General features: G+C 69.1%; 18 protein-coding genes. 1 reads left to right on the top strand and 17 read right to left on the bottom strand.

Annotated elements, in window-relative coordinates:
• Positions 1 to 180 precede the first annotated feature (180 nt).
• From hemB to ABLE92_RS24620, 6 genes are all read right to left on the bottom strand, one after another.
• Positions 181 to 1,158, bottom strand: a complete 978-nt coding sequence (gene hemB, locus ABLE92_RS24595; protein ID WP_348807433.1) for a porphobilinogen synthase — start codon at positions 1,156 to 1,158, stop codon at positions 181 to 183.
• 10 nt (positions 1,159 to 1,168) lie between these two features.
• Entirely contained in the window at positions 1,169 to 2,827 is a 1,659-nt protein-coding gene (locus ABLE92_RS24600; protein WP_348807434.1) for a bifunctional uroporphyrinogen-III C-methyltransferase/uroporphyrinogen-III synthase, read from the bottom strand.
• A gap of 54 nt (positions 2,828 to 2,881) precedes the next feature.
• Complete coding sequence (gene hemC, locus ABLE92_RS24605) at positions 2,882 to 3,829, bottom strand: hydroxymethylbilane synthase (protein ID WP_348807435.1); 948 nt, start codon at positions 3,827 to 3,829, stop codon at positions 2,882 to 2,884.
• Complete coding sequence (locus ABLE92_RS24610) at positions 3,826 to 5,325, bottom strand: glutamyl-tRNA reductase (RefSeq protein ID WP_348807436.1); 1,500 nt, start codon at positions 5,323 to 5,325, stop codon at positions 3,826 to 3,828. The genes hemC and ABLE92_RS24610 overlap by 4 nt, the downstream gene beginning before the upstream one ends.
• A gap of 20 nt (positions 5,326 to 5,345) precedes the next feature.
• A complete protein-coding gene (locus ABLE92_RS24615) occupies positions 5,346 to 6,044 on the bottom strand; it encodes a redox-sensing transcriptional repressor Rex (protein WP_348807437.1) in 699 nt (232 codons plus the stop codon).
• Positions 6,045 to 6,317: 273 nt separating this feature from the next.
• The gene (locus ABLE92_RS24620; protein ID WP_348807438.1) at positions 6,318 to 6,587 is read right to left on the bottom strand and encodes a glutaredoxin family protein; all 270 of its coding nucleotides are present in this window, start codon (positions 6,585 to 6,587) and stop codon (positions 6,318 to 6,320) included.
• A gap of 133 nt (positions 6,588 to 6,720) precedes the next feature.
• Between ABLE92_RS24620 and ABLE92_RS24625 the strand changes: the two genes are divergently transcribed.
• Entirely contained in the window at positions 6,721 to 7,887 is a 1,167-nt protein-coding gene (locus tag ABLE92_RS24625; protein ID WP_496560847.1) for an HAD family hydrolase, read from the top strand.
• A 13-nt stretch (positions 7,888 to 7,900) separates the two neighbouring features.
• On the opposite strand, the gene ABLE92_RS24630 is transcribed toward ABLE92_RS24625, so the two are convergent.
• The 11 genes from ABLE92_RS24630 to ABLE92_RS24680 form a co-directional block, all read right to left on the bottom strand.
• On the bottom strand, positions 7,901 to 9,067 hold the full coding sequence (locus tag ABLE92_RS24630; RefSeq protein ID WP_348807439.1) for a zinc-binding dehydrogenase: 1,167 nt from the start codon (positions 9,065 to 9,067) through the stop codon (positions 7,901 to 7,903).
• A 13-nt stretch (positions 9,068 to 9,080) separates the two neighbouring features.
• Positions 9,081 to 9,758: a hypothetical protein gene (locus tag ABLE92_RS24635; protein WP_348807440.1), complete on the bottom strand. Its 678-nt coding sequence runs from the start codon at positions 9,756 to 9,758 to the stop codon at positions 9,081 to 9,083.
• A gap of 42 nt (positions 9,759 to 9,800) precedes the next feature.
• On the bottom strand, positions 9,801 to 10,970 hold the full coding sequence (locus tag ABLE92_RS24640) for a lysophospholipid acyltransferase family protein (protein WP_348807441.1): 1,170 nt from the start codon (positions 10,968 to 10,970) through the stop codon (positions 9,801 to 9,803).
• A 159-nt stretch (positions 10,971 to 11,129) separates the two neighbouring features.
• Positions 11,130 to 12,182 carry an NAD-dependent epimerase/dehydratase family protein gene (locus ABLE92_RS24645; RefSeq protein WP_348807442.1) on the bottom strand — a complete coding sequence of 351 codons (1,053 nt, stop codon included), beginning with the start codon at positions 12,180 to 12,182 and terminating at the stop codon, positions 11,130 to 11,132.
• Between the two features lie 159 nt (positions 12,183 to 12,341).
• Positions 12,342 to 12,443: a 30S ribosomal protein bS22 gene (locus ABLE92_RS24650; protein ID WP_003402602.1), complete on the bottom strand. Its 102-nt coding sequence runs from the start codon at positions 12,441 to 12,443 to the stop codon at positions 12,342 to 12,344.
• Between the two features lie 283 nt (positions 12,444 to 12,726).
• Entirely contained in the window at positions 12,727 to 12,957 is a 231-nt protein-coding gene (locus tag ABLE92_RS24655) for a helix-turn-helix domain-containing protein (protein ID WP_348807443.1), read from the bottom strand.
• Positions 12,958 to 13,248: 291 nt separating this feature from the next.
• The gene (gene proC, locus ABLE92_RS24660) at positions 13,249 to 14,082 is read right to left on the bottom strand and encodes a pyrroline-5-carboxylate reductase (protein WP_348807444.1); all 834 of its coding nucleotides are present in this window, start codon (positions 14,080 to 14,082) and stop codon (positions 13,249 to 13,251) included.
• 92 nt (positions 14,083 to 14,174) lie between these two features.
• The gene (locus ABLE92_RS24665; RefSeq protein ID WP_348807445.1) at positions 14,175 to 15,056 is read right to left on the bottom strand and encodes a thioesterase family protein; all 882 of its coding nucleotides are present in this window, start codon (positions 15,054 to 15,056) and stop codon (positions 14,175 to 14,177) included.
• A gap of 23 nt (positions 15,057 to 15,079) precedes the next feature.
• Positions 15,080 to 15,982 carry a sugar phosphate isomerase/epimerase family protein gene (locus ABLE92_RS24670; RefSeq protein WP_348807446.1) on the bottom strand — a complete coding sequence of 301 codons (903 nt, stop codon included), beginning with the start codon at positions 15,980 to 15,982 and terminating at the stop codon, positions 15,080 to 15,082.
• Entirely contained in the window at positions 15,979 to 18,003 is a 2,025-nt protein-coding gene (locus ABLE92_RS24675; protein ID WP_348807447.1) for an Rv0497 family membrane protein, read from the bottom strand. The genes ABLE92_RS24670 and ABLE92_RS24675 overlap by 4 nt, the downstream gene beginning before the upstream one ends.
• Positions 18,004 to 18,077: 74 nt before the next feature.
• On the bottom strand, positions 18,078 to 19,055 hold the full coding sequence (locus ABLE92_RS24680) for a Ppx/GppA family phosphatase (protein WP_348807448.1): 978 nt from the start codon (positions 19,053 to 19,055) through the stop codon (positions 18,078 to 18,080).
• Positions 19,056 to 19,097: the final 42 nt, after the last annotated feature.

Below are 19,097 nucleotides of genomic sequence, written 5' to 3' on the forward strand. Positions count from 1 at the left end.
ACCAACCACCCACAGTCAAACGACCGCAGCAACGCGTCGCCATCAACCTGCACCACCAACCCACCGCATAACACAACAAAATCGGGAACTGACTCACCACAGCTTGACACTCACCGGTCAACGCCAACCAGAGCGCTGTCAACGCGAACCAAAGCGCTGTCAGTGCGTACCAGAGCGCCGTCAGCGCAGCGCGGCAGCGACCTCGGCGGCCCAGTAGGTCAGGATGATCTTCGCGCCGGCCCGCTTGATGGAGAGCAGCGATTCGGCGATGGCGGCGTCGCGGTCGATCCAGCCGCGTTCGGCGGCGGCGGTGATCATCGAGTACTCGCCGGAGATCTGGTACGCGGCGACCGGCACGTCGGCCATCTCGGCGACGTCGCGGACGATGTCGAGGTAGCTCATCGCGGGTTTGACCATGACGATGTCGGCGCCCTCGTCGAGGTCGAGGCGCACCTCGCGCAGTGCCTCGATGCGGTTGGCACCGTCCTGCTGATAGGTGCGCCGATCGCCCTGCAACGACGATCCGACGGCCTCGCGGAAGGGACCGTAGAACGCCGACGCGTACTTCGCCGCGTACGCGAGAATGCCGGTGTCGGTGAACCCTTCGGCGTCCAGTGCCGCGCGGATCGCGGCGACCTGACCGTCCATCATGCCGCTCGGACCGAGCAGGTGAGCGCCGGATCGGGCCTGCGCCAACGACATCGAGATGTAGCGATCGAGGGTCGCGTCATTGTCGACGCGGCCGGCGTCGTCGAGGACGCCGCAGTGCCCGTGATCGGTGAACTCGTCGAGGCAGGTGTCGGCCATCAGCACGGTCGAGTCACCGAGGTCCGAATGCAGCACGGCCAGAGCACGATTGAGCACGCCGTCGGGATCGTCGGCGCCGGAACCGCACGCATCCTTCGCCGCCGGGGCGGGCACCCCGAAGAGCATCAGCCCGCCGACTCCCGCGCGGACCGCCTCGTCGGCGGCCTTGCGCAGGGAGTCGAGCGTGTGCTGGTACACCCCGGGCATCGACGAGATCTCCCGGGGCGCGTCGATGCCGTCGGCGACGAACATCGGCAGCACCAGATCGCCGGGCGCGAGCACGGTTTCGGCGACGAGTCGCCGCATCGCGGCACTCGTACGCAGCCGTCGGGGACGGATCACCGGAGCCATCACCGACCCCCTAGGACCGCGACCGCCGCGACTTCTTGCGCGGCGGCGGCAAGGCCCCCTCGGCCCGCAGCCGGGCGGCATGCTCGGCGAGCGCGTCGACGAGGTCGGGGATCGACGCGGATTCCGGCTGCACGTCCACGCGCAGCCCGAATTCCGTTGCGGTCTCCGCGGTCTTGGGTCCGATGCACGCAACAATGGTGCGCGCGTGCGGCTTTCCGGCGATGCCGACGAGATTGCGGACGGTGGAACTCGAGGTGAAGCACACCGCGTCGAAGCCACCGGTCTTGATCATCTCGCGGGTCTCGGCCGGCGGCGGGGCAGCGCGCACGGTGCGATACGCGGTCACGTCGTCGATCTCCCAGCCCCGCTCACGCAGCCCCTCCGACAGGGTTTCGGTGGCGATGTCGGCGCGCGGCAACAGGATTCGATCGACCGGGTCGAAGACGTCGTCGTACGGCGGGAAGTCTTCGAGCAGGCCGAGGGAGGACTGCTCACCCGAGGGCACCAGTTCCGGGTTGATCCCGAAGGCGCGCACCCGCTCGGCGGTCGCCTCGCCCACGCAGGCGATCTTGACGCCGGAGAAGGCCCGCGCGTCCAGACCGAACTCGGCGAACTTCTCCCACACCGCACGCACCGCGTTGGTGGAGGTGAACACCACCCACTGGTAGCGGCCGTCCACCAAACCCTTGACGGCCCTTTCCATCTGGGCCGGGCTGCGCGGCGGCTCGACCGCGATGGTGGGCACCTCCTTGGGGATGGCGCCGTGGGAGACGAGGCGATCGCTCATGTCGCCGGCCTGATCCTTGGTGCGGGGCACCAGCACGGTCCAGCCGTACAGCGACCGCGACTCCCACCAGGAGAGCTTGCCGCGCTGGGTCACCACCTTGCCGACGGTGAGGATCAACGGTCCGGACAACGCGTTACCCAACTCGTTGAGCGTGACCAGGGTGGCCTCGATGGTGCGCTGCCCGCAGGTGGTGCCGTTGACGGTGATGGCCACCGGTGTCTGCGGGGCGAGGCCGTGTTCGGTCAGCGCGCTCGCGGTCTCGGCCAGATGCCCGGACGTGGCGTGCAGCACCAGCGGGCCGGGGGCGGCGGCGAGCGCGGCCCAGTCCACGCCCTCGGCGCGCACGTCGGCCTGGGTGTGGCTCGAGCCGAGCGGCATGCCGGCGTAGCTGGGCACCACCGATGCGGCCGGCAGACCCGGCAGCACCTCGAAGGTGATGGTGGTGCGTGCCACCGCGTGCACCTCGGTGAGCACCGAATCGGTGGTCAGCGGGTCACCGGAGACGACGCGCACGACGTCGTCTCCGGCCTTGGCGGCCGCGACCAGGGTCTTGGCGACCTCGCCGGGATCTCCGAGTGCAGGATGGACGACCTGCTCCTCGGTCTCCTCCGGCGTCGGCGCGACGTCGGTGTCGGGCACGTCGTCGCCGGTCTCGTTCTTGGGTGTCTTGGCGGCGGCCCGGCGGCCGGAGTCGGCGGGTTCGGGACGATGCGCCCCGCCGATCATCGCCACCACGGCGGCGGGGACATCCGGGTCGACGTAGGCCGTGGTCGCGGAGGCGATGACACTCCGCGCCCGCACGGTCAGCAGGTCTGGGTCCCCGGGCCCGGACCCCACGAAAAAGATCCGCCCCGGAGTGGCCTTCTTGGTCGTACGGCTCATGCGTTCGCACTCTCCTGCCCTCGTACGGTGAGGGCTGTGTGTTCCTTGCCGGAACTAGGGAGAGTCGACGAGTTCGCCTGCTCCCAGTTCCAGCAGTTCGGCCGCGAGATCCCTGCCCAGCTGGTCGGCACGTTCCACCGGACCCACCACCGAAGCGCGGATCACATCGGATCCGTCCTCGGCCGCCACCGCCGCACGCAGCGACAGTTCGACGAAGATGCGCCCGTCGTCATCGAGCGATTCGACCACCTCTGCGATCGCTCCGACCGGAGCGGTACACCCGGCCTCCAGGGCCGCGAGCACCGCACGTTCGGCGTCGACCGACGCACGGGTGGACGCGTCGTCCAACTCGGCGAGAGTTCTCACCAGTTGGGCATCGTCGCTGCGACACTCCACGGCCAACGCGCCCTGCGCCGGAGCCGGTAACAGGACCACCGGATCGAACGCCTCGGTGACCTCGTCGGCCCTTCCGATTCGTACGAGCCCGGCCCGCGCGACGACGACCGCATCGAGTTCGCCGCTGGCGACTTTGCCCAACCGAGAATCTAGGTTGCCTCGTAGGGGGCGGATTTCCAAACCGAGACCCAATGCTTTAAGCTGTGCCGCCCGTCGCGGGGCGGAGGTGCCGATCGTCGACCCGGGCGGCAGTTCCCCGAGGACCTGCCCACCCTTGCTGACCAGCGCATCTCGGGGATCCTCGCGGGGTGGGACGGCCGCGATCACCAGCCCCGGATCGGGTGCGGTCGGCAGGTCCTTGTACGAGTGCACGGCGACGTCGATCTCGCGGTTGTGCAGCGCGTCGCGCAGCGCGGTGGTGAACACCCCGACGCCGATCTCGGCGACCGGTGCGGCCGAGGCGTCGCCCGCGGTCTTGATGATCACCGGCTCGGCCGGATGCCCGGCGGCGATCAGCGCGTCGACGATGGTCTGCGTCTGGGTGCGGGCCAGCAGGGAGCCCCGGGTGCCGACGCGGATGACGGCCCGGGTGTCGGTGTCGGTCACTGTTCTGCCTGCTCCGATGCGGTGATGCCCCGATCGCCGGACTCCGCGAGCCCCGGCTGGGTCAGATGGCCGGACTCTGCGAGCCCGGACTGGGTCAGATGGCCGGACTCTGCGAGCCCGGACTGGGCCAGATGGCCGGACTCTGCGAGCCCGGACTCGGGAGCGCTGACGGCCTCGGCGGCACCCGGCTTGAGCTCGAAGAGTTCGCGCAGCGCCTCGGCGTAGTGGTCACCGTTCGGGGTGGACGCGAGTTGTTTGACCCGCACCGTCGGCGCGTGCAGCAGCTTGTCGACGACGCGTCGCACGGCCTTGGCCACCTCGTCGCGTTGCGGATCGTCGAGTCCGGGGAGTTTGGTCTCCAGGCGCAGGATCTCGGCCTCCACCACGTCGGCGGCGCGTTGCCGCAGGGCCGCGACGGTCGGCGTGACCTCGGCCTGACGTTGTGCGGTCAGGTAGTCGGCGAGTTCGCCCGCGACGATCGACCGGGCGGCGAGGGTGTCGTCCTCGGCGGCCTTGGCCTCGGCCATGCCACGCAGCCCGGCGATGTCCACGACGTGCACACCGGGCAGCCGCGCGGCCGCCGGGTCGACATTGCGTGGCAACCCGAGATCGCAGATGACCAGCGGTTTCCCGGCGTTTCCGGCGGTCCCGCGGGCGGCGAGCGCCGAATGCACGTCACCGACGCCGATCACCGAACCGACCGACCCGGTGCAGGCGACGACGACGTCGGCGTCGGCCATCACCGCGGGCAGGTCGTCGAATCCGACGCCGCGCACCTCGATGCCGTGGTTGGCGGTGATGTTGCCGGCGAGGTGTTCGGCGTTGGCAACGGTCCGGTTGACCACCACCATGCTGCGGACACCTTCGCGGGCCAGGTGTGCGGTCGCCAGGCCCCCCATCGCGCCGGCACCGACGACCACCGCCGAGCGCATGGCCGGCTCGTCGCTCGACCCGGATGCGCCGGCCAGCAGGTATTGGGCGCGATGCAGCGCCACCGACACCACCGACGCGCCCGCGCGATCGATGCCGGTCTCGGTGTGCACCCGCTTACCGACGCGCAGGGCCTGCTGCGCGAGTTCGTGCAGCACGCGTCCGGTGCTGTGGTTGGAGTCGGCGTCGAGGTAGGCATTGCGGATCTGCCCGAGGATCTGCTGCTCACCGACGACAAGCGAGTCGAGGCCGGCGGCGACGGTGAAAAGATGCTCGACGGCCGCCTCGGAGTACCGGACGTAGGCGTGGCTGGTGAGGTCGTTGATGGTCATGCCGGAGTGCTCGCCGACGACGTTGCCGACGGCCTCGAGGGCGGGGTGGAAGGCGTCGACGACGGCGTAGATCTCGACGCGATTGCACGTCGAGACCAGCATCGCCTCACTGATCGCCCGCGAGCTCAGGAGCTCGTCGACGAGCTTGGGCCGTTCGTGGTCGGAGACCGCGATTCGCTCGAGCACCTCCACTGGTGCACTTCGATGCGAGACACCGAACAACAAGACACTCACGCCGCCACCGTTTTCATCGCCTATCGGTCCACCACTGCACGCAAATCCCGGCCCTGACGCTCCGCGACCGGGGTCCGTGACGCGGTGAAGGCCAGCACCTGTAGTTCCAAGGCTAGATCAACCTGCCGGACGACGACATCGGAGTCCACCACAAGGCTCACCGGCGTCACGTTCAGCAGCTGCCGGACACCGACGCGGGTGAACGCGTCGGCCACCGTCTGGGCCTGGTCGTCGGCGGTGGCCACCACCCCGATCTCCACCGGCCCGACCATCGGATCCGAACACACCTCGGCGATCGCCTCGAGGGCCTGGACCTGCGGTGTCGCATCGTCGAGAACGGTGCCGACGACGTCGGGATCGTCGTCGAAGAGGGCGCACACCTCGAATCCGCGGCCGAAGCCGGTGTGGGTGAGCAGGGCGCGCCCGAGGCGACCGGCGCCGGCGAGGGCGACCGTCACCGTGACGTCCGTGTGTAGCGCGTTCGATATCCGCGCGGTCAGTTTGCTCACGTCGTATCCGACGCCGCGCACCCCGTTGGCGCCGACGTGGGACAGATCCTTGCGCAGGATCGCCGGATTGACCCCCGCAGCGGTGGCCAGCTGGCCGCTGGAGGCGACGACGACGCCGCGTTGGGAGAAGGACCGCAGGACGTGCAGATAGGCGGCGAGACGGGCGACGGTGGGGTCGGGGATGTCACCGGATACCGAACCGACGCTCACTGCCGCACACCCGCTTCCGTCCGCCAGGCGGGCAGCCGTGGCGTGCCCGCGTCGAATGTCGATCAGCGTATACCGGACGGGGTACGCCCCCGCCACTACCCCGCCGACGACGATTTCGCAACGCGGACGGGCAACGTCACATCCGGTGGGAGCGCTGTCAGTGTGGGAGAGAGCGCTGTCAACGTGGGAGAGAGCGCTGTCAGCGGTCTGGAGAGCGCTGTCAACGTGGCGGGGACGGACCGGAACCGGAACCCGGAGGTCGGAACCGGCGTCTCAGGCGTCGTGACGCGCGGCCCGAGCGGTCAAGTCGGCGCGCAGGCGCGGTTCGTCGACCTCCCAGTAGCCGTGTTCCTCACCGTCGAGCAGGATCACCGGCAGCCGGTCACCGAATTCGGCGCGCAGACTCGGATCGCCCGCCTCGGCGGCGGCGTCGACGTCGACGACCTCGACCGGTTCACCGAAATCGGCGCAGATCCGTTCCAGGTCGGTACGTGCACCGACACACGCGGCACATCCGGCGCGGCTGAGCAGGGTGATCGGCATGGGGACCTCCGGTCGCGGCGAGGGTTCGGTGGGCGTCGGCACGCCCGGCTGCACGGTCCAGTCTGACAGCCCCGCTAGGCTGTAGGGGTCGAGCCCCAACCGCCCGCACAGGGCCGTCTCGGAGGTGTGAACTGTGGGTGTGTCTTCGGACGGTGACACGAATCCGGTCGGCGTCCCGGGCTCCGACGAGGCCTCGGACTCGGGGCCGTCGGAGTCACCGGTGTCCGCGCCCGTCGAGGCCGAGGGTGCCGAACCTTCGGCCGACGACTGGGAGGCACACGCCGACCGTGTCGACGGGGGTTCGACCGCCGCGGACGACGACCACGACGACGCCGACGAACCGCACGATCCCGACGAGGAGAGCAATCGGGTCACCGCGTGGCTGACCGAGCGGGCCAGCGCCGCCGGCGGACGGTTCCGGCAGACCGCACAGGAATTGCGGCAGTCGCTCGCCGGTGAGGCCAGCGCCAAGGCCGCCCTGGACACCCTGCGGGCCCGGCCACCGGCCGACACCGAACCCGAGGTGCCACGCGATCTGACCGCGGCGGCATTCTTCGACGTCGACAACACCCTGGTCCAAGGCGCCTCCATCGTGCACTTCGCGCGTGGCCTCGCCGCCCGAAAGTACTTCTCCTACGGCGACATTCTCGATTTCGCGTGGACGCAGGCGAAGTTCCGGATCACCGGCAAGGAGAACGCCAACGACGTCGCAGAGGGCCGCGAGAAGGCGTTGAGTTTCATCGCCGGACGCCCCACCGCCGAGCTCGCCGAACTCGGCGAGGAGATCTTCGACGAGTACATCGCCGACAAGATCTGGCCGGGCACACGGGCTTTGGCGCAGCGGCACCTCGATGCCGGGCAGCAGGTGTGGCTGGTCACCGCCACCCCGGTGGAACTCGCCCAGACCATCGCCGATCACCTGGGCCTGACCGGTGCACTGGGCACGGTTGCCGAGAGCCGCAACGGTGTGTTCACCGGTCGCCTCGTCGGTGACATCCTGCACGGTCCCGGTAAGGCACATGCCGTGCGTGCGTTGGCGATTCGCGAGGGACTCAACCTCAAACGGTGCACCGCCTACTCCGACTCGCACAACGACGTGCCGATGCTGTCGCTGGTGGGCACGGCCGTCGCCATCAACCCCGATGCCGACCTGCGTGACGTCGCGAAGGTCCGCGGCTGGGAGATGTATGACTTCCGCACCGCCCGCAAGGCCGCAAAGTACGGCGCCGGAACGGCTTTGGTGATCGGCGCGGCCGGCGGCACCGCGGCAGCGGCGACGAAGCTGTTGCGTAAGCGCTGATCTGTGAGAAACGCTACGAGAGCGCGCTGACCTCACTGGCCGGATCGATGAGGATCTTCGCATGCTGTTCGGCCGCACCGAGCACGTCGAAGGCCTCGGCCACTCCGTCGAGGCCGATGGTCGCGGTGATCAGTGGGCGGACGTCGACCTCGCGTTTGGCGATCATCTGCAGGGTGTCGTGGAATTCGGCCGGGTCGTAGCCGAACACGAAACGCAGGTCGAGTTCCTTGTTGATGGCCATCGCCGGCCGGATGCGGTCGGCCTGCATGCACACGCCGACGACGATGATCCTCGACCGCAACGGCGCGGCGGTGAGCACCTGCTCGATCATGCCGGGCACGCCGACACATTCGAAGATCGCCGGCCCCGTCGGCGTGGCCCCGAGGCGGTCGGCGAGGTGGAACACCGATGCCCACGGCACCAACGGAATCCGGCGTAGGGTACGCATCCCGTCGAAGGCCGCGTCGAACAGTTGGGGCACCGTCGAGACGTAGCGGCCCTTCTCGGCGGTGATGTCGAAGGGTGACTCGACGCCTGGGTCGACGACGACGTCGGCACCCACGCGGCGGGCGAGTTCGCGGCGTCCGGCGGTCAGGTCGCTGGCGATCACCGTGCGCACCCCGGTCGCCTTGAGCATCGCGATGACCGCGAGTCCGATGGGGCCGCAACCGATCACGGTGGCGACGTCGCGGCGTCCCACCTCCCCGCGTCGCACCGCGTGGTAGGCCACCGCCAGCGGTTCGGTGAGCGCCGCCTCGTCCAGCGAAAGATCGTGCGGCACATCCATCGTCATGTCCTCGGCGACGACGACGAAGTCGGCGAAGGCGCCGGGCGCGAGTTCATCGAGACCGGTGAGATGCGGCTGGCCGTCGTGCCGGCGCATCGGCAGCGACACCACCGCGGTCCCCGGCGCCCACTTCTTGCGGCATCCCGGTCCGTAGGAGACCACCTCACCGACGAATTCATGGCCCAGGATGACCGACTGTTCCGACCGCATGAAGCCGGGATAGCCGATCTCGGCGGCCAGGTCGGCGGTCTCGTCGCCATCGGATCGTGCGTGCAGATCAGAGCCGCAGATCCCGGCCCGCCGGACCCGCAGCAGCACCTCCCCCTTGCCGGGTTCGGGTGCGTCGACCTCCTGCACCGTCAGTTCGCCCTTGTGACAGATGACTGCACGCACATTGTCCTCCTGATCAGCCGAAGATAGACGAGATGTCGGCGAACTCGGCGTCGGTGACCACGCCGGCCGGTCGCAACGAGGTGAGGTCGTTCATCAGAGCCGTCGTGGGGGCGGCGGCGGCCGATTCGGCGGCCTGGACCGGCGCCGGCTGCGGCACCGCAGGCCGGGCCGGTGCCTGCTGCGCCGAGCGTTGCTGTTGGCGACGCTGAACCCGGTCGTGAACCGAGCTCGCGACGGCGGCGCGGGTGGCGGTGCGGATCAAACTCATGCTCGGTTCCCTTCGGCGGCGTCGAGCGCGCCGATCAGATCGTCGACCGGCACAGGTCCCTTGGTGATGATCGACCCGCCGTCGGCGGCCCATCGCCCCGATCACCGCAAGGAAGGTCAGATCCTCGTAGACGACGATCGCGGCGGCCTCAACGTCGGCGAGTTCTGTTGCGGCGGTGGCAATGCCGCCCTCATCGATCAGAGAACTGTCGGCTCCGGTGAGCGTCTCGAGGCCGACGGTGCCGGCGTCGAGCCGGATGGCCGCGCCGTCGGCGGAGCGGGAGACGAACTCGATGTCGAGGACGTTCACCCGGCCGGAGGAGACGCGATCGTCGAGCAGATCGAATCCCGACGCGGGAATCGGCAGGGTCGGGAATCGAACAACGACGACGTCGACGGGGCCGAGATCGGCGTCAAAACTCATGCCTGTCACAGTAGCGCGCACCGCGACGCTCGGGTCACGCGCTCAGCCGAAGTACACGCTTCCGCGCCGCGACAGCATCCGGAACAGCGTCTGCTGGATGTCCTCGCGGACGTGGTCGGTGAGGTCGAAGACCACCATCGGGTCTTCGGCCGAGGAGGCATCGTATCCGTCGGTTTCGATGGGACGCCCAAAGTGGATGTGCCACTTGGACGGCAGCGGGATGACGCCGAGCGGACCGAGCCACGGGAACAACGGGGTGATCGGCACGTACGGCAGTCCCAGCACCCGCGCAAGCGGCTTCAGGTCGCTGATCATCGGGTAGATCTCCTCGGATCCGACGATCGAGACCGGGACGATCGGGACGGCGTTGCGCAAAGCCGTCGTGACAAATCCGCCGCGCCCGAACCGCTGCAATTTGTAGCGGTCCTTGTACAGCTTGCCGATCCCCTTGTAGCCCTCCGGCCACACCGCGGTGAGTTCACCCTGCCGGAGCAGGCGGTCGGCGTCGCTGGTGCAGGCGAGGGTGGCGCCGATGCGGCGCGCGGCCTCACTGACACCGGGGGTGTCGAAAGCCATATCGGCGGCCAGAACTCGAAGATGGCGACCGGTCAGATGATTGTCGCGGACGGCCACCGAGGTCATGATCGCGTCGACCGGGATGGTGCCGGCGTGGTTGGCGACGAGCAGCGCACCACCCTCGACGGGCAGGTTCTCGATGCCGGTGACCTCGACGCGGAACCACTTCTGATACAGCTGGCGCACCGCAGGCAACCAGACCGCCTCGGTGAAGTGCGGATCGAATCCGAAATCGTCGATCTCGTAATCACCGGTCATCCGCTCGCGAATGAAACCTGCTGTGGCAGTGAGTGAATCGGCAACGGCACTGCGGATCCCACCGAGGCTGAACAGTGGCGACGAGCGCACCTGATGCTCGACGCCGAGGCCGTCGTCGACGACCACCTCGTCGCTGATGGGTGTCACCGAGGCCGGCGAACTGCCGAAGCCGTCGGTGTTGGGATGGGTGATCGGGCCGGGCTGCCGGGGATGGGCGACCTGCTGACTCGGGTGGCGTCCCTTGCCCGCGTCGAAACCTCGACCACCATGCCCCCCTGAGCTCGCGTAGAGCTGAATGACGTTCGCGGTGCGCGTATCGGGTACCGAACCACCGGCCACGCTCTCACCCCACTCTTCCACTTCAGAGAAAATTCTCATTCAACGCGACAATGCACCGGAAACGAGCCCTTCGACGCCCCGACACGTAGAGACTTCATGATACGGAACGCGGCAGCGTTTCGCAGCCGCGTTCCCGTATTGGGCGACCCGACAACTCCTGCCACACAAGTCGATTCCCATCCCGTGGGTTAGCGACAATCACCGAAGCGCAAGCGCGAGAGACACCGCGCGTCGTTCCAGTCCACGCCAACTCGCCGCGCTCACAACAGGATTCACCCCACCACGGGCGATAAAGTCATCCAGGGTCTCCATTGTGGTGAAGCGCGGTGCAAACCCGAGTTCGGTCCGCATTCGGGTGGTGTCCAAAACCCGCCCATAAGTCAAGAACTCAGTTTGGGAACTTCGAAGTTTGGCCGATCGAGGATCCTGCAAAACGCCGGTGATCGGTGCGAGCAGCCGGCCAGGCACCGGTAGCGGGACGTGGCCCACCCGGCGCACCGCCTGCGCTAGTGTCACGACGCCGTCACCGGCGACGTTGTAGGTGCCCGGCCGGCTCACCAGGGTCACATGCTCCATCGCCGCGAGCGCATCCTCCTCGTGGAGGAACTGCAGTCGCGGCGCGAAACCGAACACGGTGGGCACCACCGGCAGCGACAGATGCGAGCCCATCCGGGTGTTGATCCGCGGTCCCAGCATGGCCTGCAGCCGCAGGATGGTCACCTCGATGTCCTGGCGTCGACGGCCGAGCCCGCGCACGTACCCCTCCACGTCGAGGAGGTCACGACCGTAGCTGCGGGTGGGTTCGCGGCGTGCCCGGGTTTCCTCGGAGAAGTGCGAGGGATCGCTTGCACTCGCGCCGTAGACCATGGCGGTGGACCGCAGGATCAGTCGTTTCACCGACGGGCTGCGCTGCGCGGCCGCGCACACCTGCATCGCCCCGACCACGTTGAACTCCTTGATCGCGGTGGAGTGCGGCGCGGTGTCCATGATCGAGGTGGCCGCGTGGACGACGGTGTCGACCTCGTAGTTCGCGATCGCCTTGGCGATGGCCGGCCGTCGGATGTCCAGACGCAGGAACTCCGCCCGACCCATCCGGCGCATCAGGTCCTTACGGGGCACCCGCGAGTCCACCGCGATCACCCGCTCGATCTCGGGATTGGCGGCCAGCCGGGCCACCAGGTAGCCGCCGAGAAATGTCGACGCACCGGTCACGAGAACCGATCGGGGCAGCTGGTCTGGGGAGTCGGGCATGGGACCAGGCTAGCCGGGGCGCCCCGGGTCGGCTCGCCGCAGTGCCCGGTTGCAGGGCTACCGCCCCCATCGACGACAAGAACCCGCACGCGGGCGGGTTCTCGTGGCGGTCTCCCCCGCGCGGGTGTGCCGCGCGGGGCCGGAGCCTATTTACCGAGCCTATTTACCGAGCTTGCGACGCTGCACGCGGGTGCGGCGAAGCAGCTTGCGGTGCTTCTTCTTCGACATGCGCTTGCGGCGCTTCTTGATCACTGAGCCCATCGGGGTACTTCCTCACTTCACGTGCAATGTTCTTCCTACCCCGCAGGTTGCTGCGGGCCGGCCACCGCACGTGGTGCACCCACAACTGTGCATCCACATGGCTGAGCACCCCGGTGACACCGGGAGCCTGCGGGCCGGATCGGGTAGCCGATTGTCCACACTACCGGCCCGACCCCACGGAACAGAAATCGCATCCCGATGGGTCACAGCGGAGGAGAACATGCCCGCCCGGGGCCACCGGGGACGCTGTTCGCGCACCGTGGCCGGTCGGGCGGGATCGGTGTTATCCGGCGTCGAAGTAGGACGTCTCGAGGTAGTCGTGCACGGCCTTGGCGTGCACACGGAACGAACGGCCCACGCGAACCGCGGGCAGTTCACCGTTGTGCACCAGGCGGTACACGGTCATCTTGGACACACGCATCAGGGATGCGACCTCTGCGACGGTGAGGAACTGGGATCCGGCTCCGGCATTGCCGGCCGCCGACCTGTCTCCTGGAGTCTCTGCAGGCGTCATGAAATTCTCATACCTCCGGAGCACGCGTCGCGGCCGCCGGCTTCCCCTCCGGCGGACATCAGACACGCACGTGCTTAAAGGAGCTTAGCGTGGCAGATGTGAAAAAAGCGACGTGAGTGGCCAGGAAATTCCATTTCGGGCGCCCTCGCCCACAACATACTGGGGTTTCGGGCGCGACGACCACTAATTGTGGGAAACATGCCCCGGCGTGTCAGCTCCACCAACCCTCAATGTCAGCTCGACATCGCGACGTGAACCAGGCATTCTTTCGCCGATTCCCGGGAGGTCGCGCTACACACCCTCGCCCTCGACGCGGCGTCCGGCCGCGCGGCTCACATCCGAGGCCGCCTTGGTGGCCGCATACATCGCCGAACGCAGACCATGGGTTTCCAGCTCACGGATGGCCGCGGCGGTCGTGCCGCCCGGCGAGGTCACCGCGGCACGCAGATCCACCGGCGACAGACCGGAATCGCTGAGCAGCACCCCCGCACCGCGGATCGTCTGTACCACCAGCTCGCTTGCCTGGGCGCGGGTCAGCCCCAGCGCCACCCCCGAATCGATCATCGACTCGGCCAGAAGGAACACGTACGCCGGCCCCGAACCCGACACCGCGGTCACCGCGTCCATCAGCTTCTCCGGCAGCACCGTCACCCGGCCGACGCTGCCGAGCAGCGTGGTGACCGCGCGCAACTGCCCGGCGTCCACGTGCCGACCCGCCGACACCGCCGACATCGCCTCGTTGACCAGCATCGGGGTGTTGGGCATGACCCGCACGACCGGCGATCCGGCCTGCAGGATCGTCTCGAACTTGGAGATCGGGACACCGGCCACCAATGACACCGTCACCCGTTCGGATTCGGCGTTGTCCTCGGCGGCGGCGAGTTTGCGCATGACCGGCTCGACGTCGTCGGGTTTGACGGCGAGGAACACATACTGGGCGCTCTCGGCGGCCACCGACACGTCCTCGGTCACGAGTACCCCGTACTCGTCGGCGATCTCGGCGGCGCGGTCGGCGACCCGTTCGACGACGACGAGGTCCTTGGCGGGCGTGCCGGCGGCGATCAGGCCGGCCAGCAGGGCCTCACCGATCTTGCCGCCGCCGATGATCGCGATACGTTCACTCACTGCTGGAAAGCCTTTCTGCACTTGCGATCTGCCCGTGGACGGGCCGATCGTCTCCGATGGTCGGAGGGGCGTGGGGCGGTGATCGGTACAGGTCACCGCTGCTGCTGTGGGATGAGGGCGAGCTGACGCGACTGCGCCACCACCGCACCCGTCGAGTCCACCACCAGATGGTCCTCTTCGAACATGCCGGCACCGACCTCGACGGTGGTCGCGGCGAACCGCAGCCAGCCCGGCGCCGGTTCCCGACGGATGTAGGTGGTCAACTGGACGGTCGGCGCCCACCCGAACAGTGCCAGGTTCATCACCACCGGCGGCGAGATGTCACACACCAGCACCGAGAAATACGAGTCGGGTGCGGCGTCGCGGGGGCGGGCCCACCCCCGGATGACCGGGTCGCCCTTCTCCCCGCGGATCACCGGGAAGGTGGCCGGGTCCAGGCCGAGATCCAGGGCCTGACCCAGATGCATCACGTCCGACAGCGGCGTCTCGCCCACCGAGATGGCGTCGGCGGTCGGCTCGGCCGGCAGATCGTCGAGCACCGTCGGCGCCGAATGATGCGCCGCCCCGGTGTCGGGGCGGGCCAGCGTGACCGACGACGACACCATCACGCGGCCGTTCTGGGTGAGGTCGACGTGCACCAGGGTGACGGTGCGGCCCCGTTTGCGGACCGTCGCGGTCAGCTCGACCTGCGCCGGGTCGGGTGCGGCGAGGTAGTCACTGGAGATCGCCACCGGCACCACGTCGGCGGTGTGCATCGCCGTGTCCGGTGCACCCGCGGGTGCGAGGTCGTCGAGGGCCAACCGGGCGGCGCGGGCGATGATCATCTGCATGCTGCCGCCGTGCACCTTCGGTCCGACGGTGAAGGCGTCGTCGATCGTCACGCCGTAGGTGATCGCCGGACCGGCCCCGTCCCCACGATCGGCCGCGGGCCCGATCACCCGCAGATCCAGCAGTTCGGCCAGCTTGTCGGTCATGTCACCTTCTTCACCACCGCGGATCACCGCGCGCGGCTCGACTCCCGTTTGAGATGTTGCCGGGCAAAATCTAGCGAACGGGCCAGCATCGCCTGACGCTCGGGTTTGGTCCGCGCCGACGACGTGGTGACCTCCAACACCACCGCGCCCGCGAAATCGCTGTCGGCGATGCGCCGGCACACGTCGGCACACGGCTGGGACCCGTCGCCGGGGATCAGGTGTTCGTCGGTGGCCGCACCCGAACCGTCGGCCAGATGCAGATGCGACAGGTTGGCACCCATGCGTTCGTAGAGGCCGACCGCGTCGGCGCCCGCCGTCGCGGTGTGCGAGAGGTCCAGGGTGTAGTGGCCGTAACCGTCGTCGGTGGGGTCGATGGACTTGCCGAAGGCCGAGACCGCCGGCCCGGGGGTGCCGCCGCGGCGGGCGAGGCGACGCGCCGATCGCGTTCCGGCGCCGAACGCGCGGTCCGCGCGCATCGGGAACATGTTCTCCACCGCGACACCCACGCCGGAGGACTCCGACAGTTCCCCGACCAGGTCGTCGAAGGCCGCGACGTAGGCGCGCTGCCACCGGAACGGTGGGTGCACGACCACCGTGGCCGCGCCGAGGATCTCCGCCGCCTCGGTCGACCGCGCCAACTTGGCGATCGGATCACGCCCCCACACCCGCTGCGAGATGAGCAGGCACGGGGCGTGCACCGACAGGACCGGTACCTGGTACTTGTTCGACAGGTATTCGACGTGGCGGACGTCCTGGCTGACCGGATCACCCCACACCATCAGCTCGATGCCGTCGTATCCGAGTTCGGCCGCGTAGGCGAAGGCGGCCTCGGTGTTCTGCGGATACACCGACGCCGTGGACAACCCGACGGCGATCTCCGGGCGAACAACCGGGTCGACGGGCGCGCGCCCCGACGCCTCGGTCACGTCGCCAGCAGCACGAGCGGCCCCATCGTGACGATGAGTCCGGCGGCGAGCGCGAGCAACGTCGTGACGAGGTCGTTGGTGCGCCGCACCAGATGGGTGAAGGTCACGATGCCGAAGATGACGATCACGGCCAGGATCAGCGCGAAGTACGGGTTCCAGCGCCACAGTTCGGTGAAGCCCCAAAACAGACCGACGCCGACGACGAGCCCCACGACGACCTCGGCGACGATCGCGAGCCACGACAGCGCCGGGGAGTGTCCGTGCGACTCACTCTTCCCGGGCTCGCGCTTGTCCCGCTTCTTCTTCTTCGGCTGCTCGGCCTTCGTGGTGGCGGCGTCGGTCTTGCCGGTGGTGTCGTCGGTGCTCTTGGCGGTGTCGGTGCTCTTGGCGGTGTCGGCGGTCTCGTCGGCTTCGTCGTCGCTGCGCAGTGCCCGACCAGCCGCGGCGGCGCCGGCCACCCCGGTCAGTCCGCCCGCGGCGAGTGCCGCGGTACTCACCCCGGAGTCACCGTCCTCATCGTCGGCGAGGTCGTCGGATTCCGGCTCGAGCACATCGGGCTCGGACACACCGGCGGCGACGGTGTCGGCGGGTTCGTCGGTTCCCGTCTCGATGGCCGCGGCGTCGAGGTCTTCGGTGACGTCCACCGGGGTGGCCGGGGCGGTGTCGGGAAGATCGGTGTCCGCGTCGTAGGTGGCCGCGTCGTAGGTGGCCGCGTCGTCGGTATCCGGTGTCACGTCGTCTGCGACGTCGATCTCGGGGGAATCGATGATCTCGGCGAAGCGATCCTGCGGGCCCGCGAGGTCGACACCCTCGACGTCGTCGGTATCGACCATGACGACGTCCTCGCCGATCTCCGGACCGTCGACGATCGGGATGATGCCGGTGACCGCATCCGCGGCGACATCGTCGGGTTGATCCTTGGTGAGGTCATCGGGTTCCGGCGCCACGACGCCGGAGTCCGTTGAATCCTGTTGTGCAGAACCGGATTTCGCTGCCGCTGCGGCGGCGGCCACCCCGGCCGCTCCCGCGGCGGCGGCTGCGGCCGACTTCTTGCGGAGGGAGAACCAGCGTCGTTTCTTGCCGCCACCCGGTGCGTCGGCCTCGGGTTCCACGTCGGCGAACGACCGATAGGCCTCGAAGTCGTCGTCGATGACCTCGGAGAATCTGCTGCTCGTGGGCGCCTTCTCCGACTGCCCGGCCGCGGTGCCCGCGGCGGCGGTATCCTCGGCGAGAGCGTCGTCGGCGCTGTCGACCACCGGGATGATCCCGGTCACCGCGTTGGACGGTTCGACCTCGTCGTTGCCGGTGTTCTCGGCTGCCCCGATGTCCGGCGACTCGGCTCCGAGACGACCCGACACGGCACGGGAGCTGAAGTCGCGGGTCGGCGGTGGGGTGAACCCGGGCATACCGCTCGACGTGCGTGCCGTCGGTGCCGGTGTGCGGGATGCCTGATCGGGTGCGGGCACCGCATCCTGCCCGCGCCGGGCCAGCGGATCGGAGGCCCGCGGGAACGAGCGGGATTCCGGCGACGGTGACCACGGGGCGGTCGGCGGCCCGGTCGGCGGCCCGGGCGGCGATGCCGGAGCGGGCGCGGCAGGAGCCGGGGTCGATGCGGCAGGAGCCGGGGTCGATGCGGCAGGAGCCGACGGCGCAGCGGGAGCCGGGGTCGACGCAGCGGCCGGTGCCGCGCCGGTGCCCGACTGCGGGCCATCCGGCTGTGAGGTGCCGGACCGCGGGGTGCCGGACTGCGGGGCGTCGGATTCGGGGGTGTCGTAGGCGGCCGGGCCGGTCACCTTGGGGATCTCACCGGTGAGCTCGGACACCGAGACGGCACCGCTGCGGCCGGCTCGTCGTCGACCGCGGCCCTCTCGGGCCCGCCCGGCCGACCCCGACGACTGCGCGTCGGCCGCCTGGGTGCGGGCCAGCAGTTCGGACACCGAGATCGGCCGCGAGTCCGTCGCGTCGTCGCGTGGGCCCCCGTCCGAGGATCCGGGTTCGTTCGGTTGGCTGTCGTTCGCCATTCGAGTGCGTTCTCCGTCCTTCAGCTCGGCGACCGGCTCGCCGAGCCGGTCACCCGCGACCGGTGTCGCATCTGTCAGCGGACGTCGCGGGCCTCGAGGCCGGAAGCAGCCGGATCGGATGCGTCCGTAGGCTCGGCATCGAGACGACGAAGGATGACCCCCTCGCGCAACGCCCATGGGCAGATTTCCAGTGTATCGACCCCGAGGCCACGCATAGCGGCCTCGGCAACAAGAGCGCCGGCGACGAGCTGACCTGCACGATCGCTGCTGACCCCCTCGAGTTCGGCGCGGTCGTCGCGGGTCATCCGGGAGATGAAGGCGATGAGCTGCCGCAGACCGCTGGCCGTCAGGCTGCGTTTGACCCGCGGCCCCGCACCCGACGGGGCGGCACCGGTGAGTCGAGCGAGGCTGCGGAAAGTCTTGGAGGTGCCGACCGCGAGGTCGGGTTTGCCGGGTTCGAGGAGTTCCTTGGCGACGGGCCGCATCTCGGCGTCCAGCCAATCCCGCAGTACCCCGATGCGGCGGCGGTCCGGCGGGTCGTCAGGCAGCCACTCGCGGGTCACGCGGCCCGCGCCGAGCGGCAGTGACAGCGCCACGTCGGGTTCCTCGTCGACGCCGTTGGACATCTCCAGCGAGCCGCCACCGATGTCGAGGGCCAGGATCCGGCCGGCGCTCCAGCCGTACCAGCGGCGTACCGCCAGCGAGGTCAGGCGGGCCTCGTCGCGTCCCGACAGGACCTCGACAGTGACGCCGGTCTTGGCGGCCACCCGGGCCAGCACCGCGTCGGAGTTGGTGGCATCGCGCACCGCGGAGGTGGCGAACGCCATCATCTGCTGGCAGCCGGAACTCTTCGCGATGAGGGTGAACTCCTCGATCGAGTCGACGAGTCGTTCGGCGGCACCGTCGGCGAGGCGGCCCTGGCCGTCGATGTGTTCGGCGAGACGCAGCACGGCCTTGGTGGAACTCATCGGGGTGGGATGCCCGCCGCGGTGGGCATCGACGACGAGCAGGTGGACCGTGTTGCTGCCCACATCGAGCACTCCTAAACGCACGGTTACACGATAAGAGGTGGGCCGCCTGCGTTTTACGCGCGG

Source organism: Gordonia oleivorans, assembly GCF_040044975.1.
GTDB classification, from domain to species: Bacteria; Actinomycetota; Actinomycetes; order Mycobacteriales; family Mycobacteriaceae; genus Gordonia; species Gordonia oleivorans.